10 protein-coding genes and 1 riboswitch are annotated in these 10,334 nt (G+C 64.1%); of the genes, 5 read left to right on the top strand and 5 right to left on the bottom strand.

Features of this window, described 5'->3' with window-relative positions:
- Nucleotides 1-1,617, bottom strand: coding sequence for an ABC transporter substrate-binding protein (locus CH271_RS02945; RefSeq protein ID WP_373453589.1), 1,617 nt, complete (start codon nucleotides 1,615-1,617; stop codon nucleotides 1-3).
- Between the two features lie 219 nt (nucleotides 1,618-1,836).
- Nucleotides 1,837-1,930: riboswitch (SAM riboswitch) on the bottom strand.
- 105 nt (nucleotides 1,931-2,035) lie between these two features.
- Here CH271_RS02945 and CH271_RS02940 point away from each other — a divergent pair.
- The gene (locus CH271_RS02940; protein ID WP_094632602.1) at nucleotides 2,036-2,818 is read left to right on the top strand and encodes a phosphotransferase; all 783 of its coding nucleotides are present in this window, start codon (nucleotides 2,036-2,038) and stop codon (nucleotides 2,816-2,818) included.
- A gap of 1 nt (nucleotide 2,819) precedes the next feature.
- On the opposite strand, the gene CH271_RS02935 is transcribed toward CH271_RS02940, so the two are convergent.
- A complete protein-coding gene (locus tag CH271_RS02935; RefSeq protein WP_143545998.1) occupies nucleotides 2,820-3,371 on the bottom strand; it encodes a hypothetical protein in 552 nt (183 codons plus the stop codon).
- Nucleotides 3,372-3,691: 320 nt separating this feature from the next.
- Here CH271_RS02935 and CH271_RS02930 point away from each other — a divergent pair, with 320 nt between their 5' ends.
- Nucleotides 3,692-5,509: an HNH endonuclease signature motif containing protein gene (locus CH271_RS02930; protein WP_094632600.1), complete on the top strand. Its 1,818-nt coding sequence runs from the start codon at nucleotides 3,692-3,694 to the stop codon at nucleotides 5,507-5,509.
- Nucleotides 5,510-5,571: 62 nt separating this feature from the next.
- Here the strand turns inward: CH271_RS02930 and CH271_RS02925 are convergent, their stop codons facing one another.
- Entirely contained in the window at nucleotides 5,572-6,270 is a 699-nt protein-coding gene (locus CH271_RS02925; protein ID WP_094632599.1) for an SMI1/KNR4 family protein, read from the bottom strand.
- Between the two features lie 114 nt (nucleotides 6,271-6,384).
- On the opposite strand from CH271_RS02925, the gene CH271_RS02920 reads away from it, so the two are divergent.
- The 3 genes from CH271_RS02920 to CH271_RS02910 all read left to right on the top strand — a co-directional run bounded on the left by CH271_RS02920 (nucleotide 6,385) and on the right by CH271_RS02910 (nucleotide 8,689).
- Nucleotides 6,385-6,705, top strand: coding sequence for a WhiB family transcriptional regulator (locus CH271_RS02920; RefSeq protein WP_306437402.1), 321 nt, complete (start codon nucleotides 6,385-6,387; stop codon nucleotides 6,703-6,705).
- Nucleotides 6,706-6,857: 152 nt separating this feature from the next.
- A complete protein-coding gene (locus CH271_RS02915) occupies nucleotides 6,858-7,616 on the top strand; it encodes an HAD-IIA family hydrolase (RefSeq protein ID WP_068053998.1) in 759 nt (252 codons plus the stop codon).
- Nucleotides 7,616-8,689 (top strand): isochorismate synthase, encoded by a 1,074-nt coding sequence (locus tag CH271_RS02910; protein ID WP_094632597.1) that lies wholly within the window; start codon nucleotides 7,616-7,618, stop codon nucleotides 8,687-8,689. Before CH271_RS02915 ends, CH271_RS02910 begins: the two co-directional genes overlap by 1 nt.
- Nucleotides 8,690-8,694: 5 nt before the next feature.
- Here the strand turns inward: CH271_RS02910 and CH271_RS02905 are convergent, their stop codons facing one another.
- Nucleotides 8,695-9,918, bottom strand: a complete 1,224-nt coding sequence (locus tag CH271_RS02905) for an O-succinylhomoserine sulfhydrylase (RefSeq protein WP_179274742.1) — start codon at nucleotides 9,916-9,918, stop codon at nucleotides 8,695-8,697.
- A complete protein-coding gene (locus CH271_RS02900) occupies nucleotides 9,915-10,328 on the bottom strand; it encodes a rhodanese-like domain-containing protein (protein WP_094632596.1) in 414 nt (137 codons plus the stop codon). Before CH271_RS02900 ends, CH271_RS02905 begins: the two co-directional genes overlap by 4 nt.
- Between the last annotated feature and the right edge of the window lie 6 nt (nucleotides 10,329-10,334).

Raw genomic sequence — 10,334 nt, 5'->3', positions numbered from 1 at the left:
CTACTGCCCGCTCAGCCAGGTGTCGAAGAACTGCAGGCGAGCGGAGGCCTCGAACTTCAGATCCTGCACTGTCGACGCCGCGCCGACGGCCTGCGAGAGTTCGATCGTGGGAATCCACAATCCGTTGTCCAACACCTGCTGCTGGGCGGTTGCGAGGATCTCGTTGCGCGCCTCGACGTCGGTGGTCGAGAGCTGCTCCGTCAACGATGCATCCAGATCCGGAATCGGGCCGCGCGCGTTCAAGTTCCGACCGTCCACGGCAAATGAGGTGCGCAGAATGTCACCGTCGGCGCGGGTGCTGTTGTAGTACGTCGCGTCGTAGTCCCTGGTGCCTTGCCGTGCCGTCGCCTCCGAATTGGGCACCAGTTCGAGCTGTAGGTCGACGCCGACGGCGCGCAACTGCTGCTGGGTCAGCTCCAGAATCGCCTGGTTACCGGCGAACACGGCCGAGTACATGACTTTGAAACTCAGCTTCTGCCCGTCCTTTTCACGGACCCCATCGGCACCGGGAACCCAGCCGGCCGCGTCGAGCAGCGACTTCGACTTCTCGGGATCGTAGGTGACATCGGCGAGTTCGACGTACCCCGGCGTGGCGCTGGCCAACGTGCTTGTCGCCGTGCGAAAGTCCGGTCCCAGCACCGTGTCGACGAGTTCCTGACGGTTGATCGCCGGTACGAGGGCGTTCCGGACGGCCGGGTCCTGTAGCGCACCACGAGTGACGTTGGGCTGAATGCCGAACGGAACGCCCGGGTTGGATGCCGTCAGGATCCGGCCACCGGTCGACTCGATCTGTGGCGCATCCTGCGGTAGCGCGTCGCTCACCGCGTCGAGCTGGTCGGAGGAAAGACTGCCGGTGCGTACACCCGATTCGGGCACGATGGTGAACTCGATGCGGTCCAGGTACGCCTCGCCCTGGTGACCGAATACCGCAGAGCCCCAGTTGTATCCGGTTCGCCTGGCCAAGGTGACGGAGCGGTCCTGTTGATAGTCCGCGTAGGTGAACGGTCCCGATCCGATGTTGGTACCCAAGCACCGCGACTCGGCCGACTGCGCCGAGGTCGCAACGGCCTGGATACCGAGCTGAGGCGTCGAACTCGCCTGCAGGAACTGCGCATTGGGTGCCGAGAAGTCGATGCGGACGGTGAGCGGATCGACCACCGTGGCACCGTCGTACCCGGTCAGGTAACTGGCGGCCAGCGGTGCCTTGGCGGCACCGAGAGTGCCGGTGATGGCGTCGAAATTCGCCTTGACGGCAGCGGCATCGAGCGGGGTGCCGTCACTGAACGTCACGCCGTCTTTCAGCTGGAAAGTGAACGACCTCGCGTCGGCACCGACTTCCCAGCTTTCGGCCAACCACGGCTCGATCGCCCCGGTTTCCGGGTTCTGATCGGTGAGCGAGTCGACCACTTGACGGGTGACGTAGATCGTCTGATTGGTGCCGGATTGTGCCGGGTCGGAGCAGGTGGGAGCCCCGGACAGGCCGTAGCGCAGCGTCCCTCCGGACTGCGGGGGTCCGGCGTCGGCGGCCGAGATGGGGGCGCTACCTGCGCACCCGGCGAGCAGTGTGGCGGTGGCGGCGATTACTCCGGCCACCAAAAGTACAGGGCGAGTGGACACGTGGGTGTCTCCGGTATCTGGTCGATCGCACGCGAACTCCCGCGTCCGAGCCATGTGTGCCCAGGAAGGAGTTCGTGCAGATGATGAGGTGTGGTGTCGAAAAGTACGGTGCCGAAATGTCAGCTAAGACAGGTCGAACCGTTCAGACGGCACAGATCGACATGAATCCGACGGCATCCGTCGACGAAACCTGAGGCGACTCGGGTGTTCACGTGCATTCCTCCATCGGTCCCGGCGGTAGCACCCTCACCCGACAAGCGGGGGGTTGCTGCGACGTCATAGAGCCAGGTCTCTCGGTCGCTCTGGATGGTCCTACGGATTCCGATACTACGAGAGGGTCGGCGCACTTGCCAACCGGGGTAGGGATCGTCGCGGAATTCGAGAGTGCAATCCCGCACCGATATGAGACCGTGAACCGATGAACGACGAGACCGGGGCGCCGCTGGAGGGAGGCAACCGAACCGTCGTGCATCGGGTAGGCGAGACTGCGCGTCGCGCAACGGGAGACCACTCCGCCGCCGTGCATGTACTCCTGAAACATCTCGAGCGCAAAGGTTTTCCCTGCGCTCCGCGATTCTTGGGAACAGACGATCAGGGCCGAGAAATACTGACGTATCGACATGGGATTGCCGGCAACTATCCGATGCCCGCCGCCGTTCGCAGCGTCGAAGCTCTGGAGAGCGCTACCCGGATCCTCCGCCGATTGCACGACCTCACCATCGGTCTGCGGTTGCCGGACGGCCATGCCCGACACCTACCCGACGACGTCGAACCCGAGGTGATCTGCCACTGGGATGCAGCTCCGTACAACTTCGTCTTCGAGGGTTCGGCAGCCGTCGCATTGATCGATTTCGACGAGGCCGGCCCGGGGCGACGCATCGACGACCTGGCCTATTTCGCCTATCGATTCGCACCACTCTGCAGTGCCGACAACTTCTCCGACGGAGGATGGTCCCCGGACGTCGATCGATGGGACAGGCTGCGCCGAATCTTCGGGATCTATCCCGACCCTCGGGCCACCGAACTCCCTGACATCATCATCGCGAGGCTCAGGGCAATGGAACTCGCGGTCGAGGCCGGTCCGAACCACGAGCATGCTGCCCTGTATTCACGCGATCAACTGTTCATCGATCGACATCGAGACGCAATTTCGCATGCTGTCTACCACCGGTTCCCGGCGAACAGCGTGAGCCGTATCTGACTCAGACGGCCATCGGCAGTTCAGAACTTTCGATGTCACAGCGGCCCGAATCCGCATGCTTTCGAGCAGCTTTCGACCCGTGGACATCCATGCGGTGCACCCAATAACCGATCGTGTCCTCGGCGGCGAATCGATCGAGTACTTCGATACACAGCCACGTCGCGACAGAAAGGTCCTCTTCCTCACCATCGAGACCGACGAGGGCAACTTCGTCGCCCACCGCGAGCAACGCACGGTCGACGTCCGAACTGCTGATCTTCAGCCATTCCAAGGCGCGACGGAGGAATCTCCAATCCGATTGGGGCACAGTCTCGGAGGCCGATTGTCTGCACAGTTCCGCCGTCGCAACGAGTGCGTCCACAACCGGTGCCGACAGTGCACAATCGAGTTCGACGAGCATGCCCCGATCGGAATCGATCAGGTCGGCCATGTAACCCCAACGGGCCGCGAGGGACGCATCCTCTGGCCACAGGTCCGTGGTACCGAACTGAAGCCGAGTGATCAGTTCCTTCGGCGATTTGCACGAAACGGCGAAGCGAAATGCGTCGTTCATGTCGATCATCCCCACTGGGTCAACACAACATTGGACACCGGCTCGACACTCGAGTTCGGAGATACAGCCAAGCAGTGGCTTTCGTCACCGACGCAAGCAACGCTGCTGCGGTCGTTCCGTCCGCCTTGGGGGATATTGAACGCCCCCACCAGCATCTACGCGACTCATCGTTACGTAAAATCGACAACGTCACACTTATGAGCAATGTGTAATCCGCCACACAGTTGACCGCTCCGACCACGACCAAGCTTTTCGACCTCCGATCACAGATGGGAACGTGTGTTCGAGAACTTGTCGGTGGGTCGCGATAGATTCTGTTCATGCTTTCGGGGGACGGCGGATCAGGGGTGGACGGCATCGAGACGGTGCCGCCTGCCCCTGAGGTGTCCGATCCGGAGTTGTCGTTGTTGGTGTATCGGGTCGAGTCCGCGGTGGCGGAGTTGGCGGGGCAGGCGTCGGTGTCGTGGACGAACGCCGACCGGCGTGCGGTGATCGAACGGATGGAAACTCTGACCCGGTCGCTGACGGCGTACTCGTATAACTGGCTCAACGAACTCATCGCTCAACACGGTCTCGATGTGTATGCGGGTTCGGTGCCGTCGTCGGTGGCGTGGATGCTGCGGATCACCCCACACGCCGCGGGTGCTCGGGTGCGTCTGGCTGCGGAATTGGGTGACCGCACTTCCTTCTCGGGCGAAGTTCTGCCGCCGTTGCTGCCGCACACCGCTGCTGCCTTGCGGGCGGGGTTGCTCGACGCCAAGCATGTGCAGATGATCCGGGAGTTCTTCCGCCATCTGCCCTCGAGTGTCGACCCGCAGACGCGGGAGCGAGCCGAAGAGCAATTGGTGGGTTTCGCCTCGACCAGACGGCCCGACGACTTCGCACCGTTGGTGGCAAACCTGGATTCGATCCTCAACCCCGACGGCGACCACGACGACGACGAAGACGAGGACGGGAAGCCGAGGCCGCGGAAGCGACGGGATGCGTTCTTCTACCTCGGCGAGCAAGGTGCCGACGGGATGTCGGAAGGAAAATTCTGCGTCGACCCCGAACTACGCGCCTACCTCGAAGCCCTGTTCTCCAAAGCCGCGAAACCCGGAGTGAACAACCCCGCCGACCCGACATCGGTCGTCCACGACGATGAACGTGACGACGAAACCGATGGCGACGACAACGATGGCGAGGACAACGGCGGCGACGGCAGCGCCACTGCGCCGCAACCCGAGTCGACGCCCAGCGATGCCGGGTCCAATGATGCAGGCCTGTGGGATGGAACGGACTGCAACAGTGACGACGGCTGCGATGACGACGACTGCGGTGACGGGACCGACTGTGGTTGCGGCACACAGTCAAACGACCCCGACGACCCCGACGACCCCGACGACACTGCAGGCGCTACTGAACCCGTCGGGCACTTCGGATCCGATACCGGCGACGACACCGCGGACAAGACAGCAGCGCGGGAGGCTGCAGTTGCTCGGGATCTCCGCACCCAACGTGAACGTCACCACGACGCCCTGAAACTGGCGCTGCGGCACACCCTTGCCTCCGGGACCCTCGGCACCCACCGAGGCCTGCCTGTCACCGCCATCGTCACCATGACCCTGAAAGATCTCGAAGCCGGCTGCGGATACGCCATGACCGGCACCGGATCCCGCGTCTCGATCCGCGACGCGATCCGCATGGCCTCCCACGCCCACCACTACCTCACGATCTTCGACGACAACGGCAGAGCGTTGTACCTCGGCCGCTCCAAACGCATCGCCTCCGCCGACCAACGCATCGTGCTGATCGCCCGAGACCGCGGCTGCAGCTTCCCCTCCTGCACCCGCCCCGCCACCTGGTGCCAAGCCCACCACCTCACCGACTGGATCGACGGCGGCACCACCGACATCGACGGACTCACCTTCGGCTGCGACATGCACCACGCACTCGTCGGCGACGGACCCGGCAAATGGTCCACCACCAAAACCGGAGCAGGACATCGCTATCCGGGCCGCACCCTCTGGCTCCCACCGACAGGGATGGACCCACGCAGGCGCGGGCTGATCAACCACGCACACCACCCCGAAGAAGTGCTGTACCCACCCGACCAGCACGACGACACCGGGGACGAGGAACCACGACAACCCGCATGACGACCCACGCAAGCGTCAGGGCACAGCTCTGCCTGCCGCACGTGCATGTCCGGCAACGATCTTCAGGCGAGCGCCTCCCAGACGAGCCGATCCCCTTCGACATAGGGCTGATACCGGTTCCAGCCCGACAACCGCATCGACATCGTCGTATTTCGCTCGAGTGCGAATGCCAGATCTTCCAGCATCGCACTCAGCGATCGCCATATCGGAGGCCGGCGCGCCACGTCCGCATCCGGCCACAAGTTGACGCAGCCATGAAACGGACCGGAACGCGCGTCCACGAACAAGGTGTCGGCATCGTCGTTGGCGAAAGGAATGAACCCGGGAAGCATCGCGCCGACAGCAGTTCCGGCCGGTTTGGCCATCTCGGCTTCTACGTCGATCGGACTTCCGAACGCAGGGTTCCTGGTCGCCTCGGCCCAGAATTCGTGCCGCTTCTCGACCTGCGCAACAGACAGCAACTCGAACTGTGGGGGCAGAAGCAGCATTCCTCTGCGCTGGTCGGCTCGCTCGACGCATCGGTACAGCTCTCGAAGTTCCGCGGGCCACCGACCCATCGAAGCCTCGGCCGCTGCGATTGCCTCGTCGCTCGCACCGAAGTACTCGACGCCCAGGTTTGCAGTGAATATCGAGGACAACCGACCCCATTGGCGCGTAACCGAACTCGGACGAGTCGCCTTGATCAATCGCTTGACCTCGGCTGCGCCGTAACCCGGAAGTAGATTCTTGATCTCGGCGGGATCGAGGTCGGCCTTCGTCACACGGCCAGTATGCCGAACCACGACCGAACAGCCCCGAAGCCAGATCCCATCCGTCCTCGAATCACGCTGATTCGAAGCGTTGTGCGCACTCGGGAATCCGGTGACGATCGGACGATGTCGAGGAACACCGCAATTGCCATGATCGAGCGCGGGATCTCCCCTGCCGTCGAATCCTGGGACTGGCAGGTCGACGCACTGTGCCGCGGGCAGGACTCGGAGATATTTTTCTCCCCGTCCGGCGAGGGCCGCTCCGCACGCCGCGCACGCGAGGACCGTGCGAAGCAGGTGTGTGCAGACTGCGGGGTCATCGAGGCGTGCCGAAAATTCGCTCTGGCCGCCAACGAACCGTTCGGAGTCTGGGGTGGGATGACCGTCCGGGAACGAGTGGTGCACCGCGCGAATGCGCGGCGTGCCGAAGAGCGGCAGGCGAGTTAGCGGCAGGAGTCAAGCCGGCGGAACGACCCGATAGTTCAGAGTGAAGCCGGCGGAACGACCCGATAGTTCGGTAGTCGAGCCTGCGGCGCGACCGGGTAGTTCACAATGGAGGGGTGAGCGAAACCGAGAAGCCTCAGCAGTGGACGTACCTGATGGACATGGACGGCGTGCTCGTCCACGAGGATCACTTGATTCCCGGTGCCGACACGTTCCTCGCCGAGCTGCAGGCCAACGAGATTCCGTTCATCGTGTTGACGAACAATTCGATTCGTACTCCACGTGACCTGCGGGCCCGCTTGGCGTTCACCGGTCTGGACATTCCGGAGAAGTCGATCTGGACCTCCGCTCTCGCCACCGCGACGTTCCTCGGCAATCAGCGGCCCGGCGGTAGCGCCTACGTCGTCGGCGAGTCGGGTCTGACCACCGCCCTGCACGACATCGGCTACACGCTCACCGACTCGAGCCCGGATTACGTGGTGCTCGGCGAGACCCGCACGTACTCGTTCGAGGCCATCACTACCGCTATTCGCCTGGTCGAGAAGGGCTCGCGCTTCATCGCCACCAACCCCGACGCCACCGGACCGTCCCGTGAAGGCTCGCTGCCGGCCACCGGTTCGGTGGCCGCTCTGATCACCAAGGCCACCGGCAAGGAGCCGTACTACGTGGGCAAGCCCAACGCGTTGATGATGCGTTCGGCGCTGCGCGCGATCGGCGGGCACTCGGAGAACACGCTGATGATCGGCGACCGAATGGACACCGACGTGCTCTCGGGTCTCGAAGCCGGACTGCAGACCATCCTGGTTCTCACCGGAATCTCGACGGTCCAATCCGTCGAGCAGTATCCGTACCGGCCGACCAAGGTTCTCGATTCCGTTGCAGACCTGGTGGGCCGCACGCAGAACCCGTTCTGATGACACTCGAATTCGTTCTCTCCCGGCAGGATCACCACGTTGTCGGGCGGGGTGTCCGGCACGCTTTTCCCGATATCGCCGACGCCGTGGCCGCGGTGCGGGAAGGCCGAAACGTGGTCGGCGCACTCCCGTTCGACATGTCGGACGCCACCGCCCTCATCGAGCCGGAGGAGTTCTATCGACTCGACGGGCCGTGGGCAACGGTCGATACTCTCCCTCCTCTGCCGACCGTCACCGTTGCGCGCCAGATACCCGACCCGGACGTTCACGTGCAGCGGGTGCGCGATGTCGTCGAGCAGTTGAAAGCCGGTGTGGCCGAGAAGATCGTGCTCGCGCGGGCCATCGAGGTGACCGCGGATTCGCCGATCGAACCTGTCTCGGTGTTGAGCGCGTTGGTCTCCCGCGATCCGATGGGCAACGGTTTTCTGGCGGACCTGTCCCCCACCGCGCCTGCCGGTCGACACATCGTCGGTTCGAGCCCGGAACTGTTGGTTCGTAAGCGCGGCAACATTGTCAGCTGTCATCCGTTCGCGGGGACGGCAGCGCGATCCACCGATCCCGACGAAGAAGCGCGTATTTCCGCGGCACTGGCGGCGAGTGCGAAGGATCAGGCCGAACATCGCTTTGTCGTCGACGAGATCCGGACTGCGCTGGCACCGTTCTGCGAGACGCTGGACGTACCCGACTCACCCCAGCTCAGCAGCACTCCGCAGCTGTGGCACCTGTCGACGCCCATCGTCGGAACCCTGGCCGATCCCGCGACCTCGGCGCTCGACCTCGCGCTGGCACTCCATCCCACCGCTGCCGTCGCCGGCGTTCCGCGAGCCGCGGCCATGGCTGCGATCGCAGACGTCGAGGGCTCCCGCGGCTTCTATGCCGGAGCCGTCGGATGGACCGACGGCAGCGGCGACGGCGAATGGATGGTGACCATTCGCTGCATCGAGCTCTCCGCGGATGGGCTGACCGGAACGGCGACTGCCGGCGGCGGCATCGTGGCAAATTCCGACCCCGACGCCGAGCTGGACGAAACCACGGCCAAGTTCCGCACGGTGCTCAGCGTCTTCGAGCACTGACCCTGCTACTTCAGTGCCTGGTCCAGGTCTCCGATCAGATCCTCGGTGTCCTCCAGGCCGATCGAGATGCGCACGACGCCGTCGGTGATGCCCACTGCTGCACGACCTTCCGGACCCATCGCGCGGTGCGTGGTGGTGGCCGGATGGGTGATCAGTGTCTTCGAGTCGCCCAGGTTGTTGGAGATGTCGACGATGCGCAATGCGTCGAGCACCTCGAAGGCGCGCTTCTTGCCCTCACCCCCGGGAGCGTCGAGCTCGAACGTGACGACGGTGCCTCCGCCCGACATCTGCGACTTCGCCAGCTCGTACTGCGGATGTGATTGCAGGAAGGGATATTTCACCCAGCGCACCGCCGGATGGCCTTCGAGGAACTCGGCGATCTGCAGCGCGGAGTTCACCGAATGCCGCACTCGCACCGGCATCGTCTCCAAGCCCTTGAGCAGCGTCCAGGCGTTGAACGGGCTCAGCGCCGGGCCGGTATGCCGCATCAAAGTCTGCACCGGTCCTTCGATGTACTCCTTCGATCCGAGGATCGCACCGCCGAGAACCCGACCCTGGCCGTCGATGTGCTTGGTGCCGGAGTACACGACCACGTCGGCACCGAGTTCGAGGCTGCGCTGCAGCAGTGGCGTCGCGAACACGTTGTCCAGCACCACCGTTGCGCCGGCCGCATGTGCCAGCTCGGAGACGCGTCGAACATCGACCAACGACTGCATCGGGTTGGACGGGGTCTCGAAGAACACCGCCGTCGTCGGCACCGACAGCGCCTGCTCCCACTGCTCCAGGTCCTCGCCGTCGACGAAGACGGTCTCGACGCCCCAGCGCGGCAGAATCTCATTGCAGACGACAAAGCAGGAACCGAAAAGGCTACGCGCAGCAACCAATCGGTCACCGGCCTTCAACAGTGCACCGAGCGCGGTGAACACCGCGGACATTCCGCTCGAGGTACCGAAGCATGCCTCGGCCCCCTCGATCAGGCGCAGCCGCTCCTCGAACATCTTGACCGTCGGGTTGCCGTAACGCGAGTAGACGAAATGGTCGATGTCCCCGGTGAACGCCTGTTCGGCAGCGCCGGCACTCTCGTACACGAAACCCGAAGAGAGATAGAGCGCTTCGGCGTTCTCGTCGAAGCCCGATCGCATCAGGCCGCCGCGAACTCCCAGCGTTGCCTGACCCACCCCCTCGGGCAAGGGCTTGTCGAATCCGCCGCCTTTGGGAATGTTCGTCACGACTGCCTCCAGGGCAACCCGACCGCACGCCAACCCACGGCTCCGCGATGGCCGTCGGCGTCGGTGGCACCTTCGAAGCCGTCGAGCACGTTGTAGGACGGGCCGATTCCCGCAGCCGTCGCGGCTTCGGCAGCACCGATGGATCGCTGACCGGAGCGGCACAGGAACACCACGGGCCGATCGCCGTCCACGCCTGCGGCTTTCAGGTCGTCGACGAAGTTGGTGTTCCGGGCACCGTCGGGGAAGCTGACCCACTCGATCAGGTGTGTCGGGCGTTCGATACCGGAGGTGTCGGGAACTCCGACGTACTGCCACTCGGCGCGCGTCCGAACATCCACGAGCACCGCCTCGGGGTTGCTCTGCAGCAACTCCCAGGCAGCTTCCGGGGTTATGTCACCTGCGTAGGTCACTGGATC

Origin of the sequence: Rhodococcus sp. 05-340-2, assembly GCF_002258915.1 — a bacterium.
Taxonomy (GTDB): Bacteria; Actinomycetota; Actinomycetes; order Mycobacteriales; family Mycobacteriaceae; genus Rhodococcoides.
The sequence above is the reverse complement of the archived record's forward strand: the minus strand, read 5'-3'. Positions and strand labels throughout refer to the sequence as shown.

Coding starts and splice junctions, on each gene's coding strand:
- CH271_RS02920 (WP_306437402.1), top strand. CDS start 6,385: ATGTCGAGGAACACCGCAATTGCCATGATCGAGCGCGGGATCTCCCCT.
- CH271_RS02940 (WP_094632602.1), top strand. CDS start 2,036: ATGAACGACGAGACCGGGGCGCCGCTGGAGGGAGGCAACCGAACCGTC.
- CH271_RS02915 (WP_068053998.1), top strand. CDS start 6,858: ATGGACATGGACGGCGTGCTCGTCCACGAGGATCACTTGATTCCCGGT.
- CH271_RS02935 (WP_143545998.1), bottom strand. CDS start 3,371: ATGAACGACGCATTTCGCTTCGCCGTTTCGTGCAAATCGCCGAAGGAA.
- CH271_RS02930 (WP_094632600.1), top strand. CDS start 3,692: ATGCTTTCGGGGGACGGCGGATCAGGGGTGGACGGCATCGAGACGGTG.
- CH271_RS02910 (WP_094632597.1), top strand. CDS start 7,616: ATGACACTCGAATTCGTTCTCTCCCGGCAGGATCACCACGTTGTCGGG.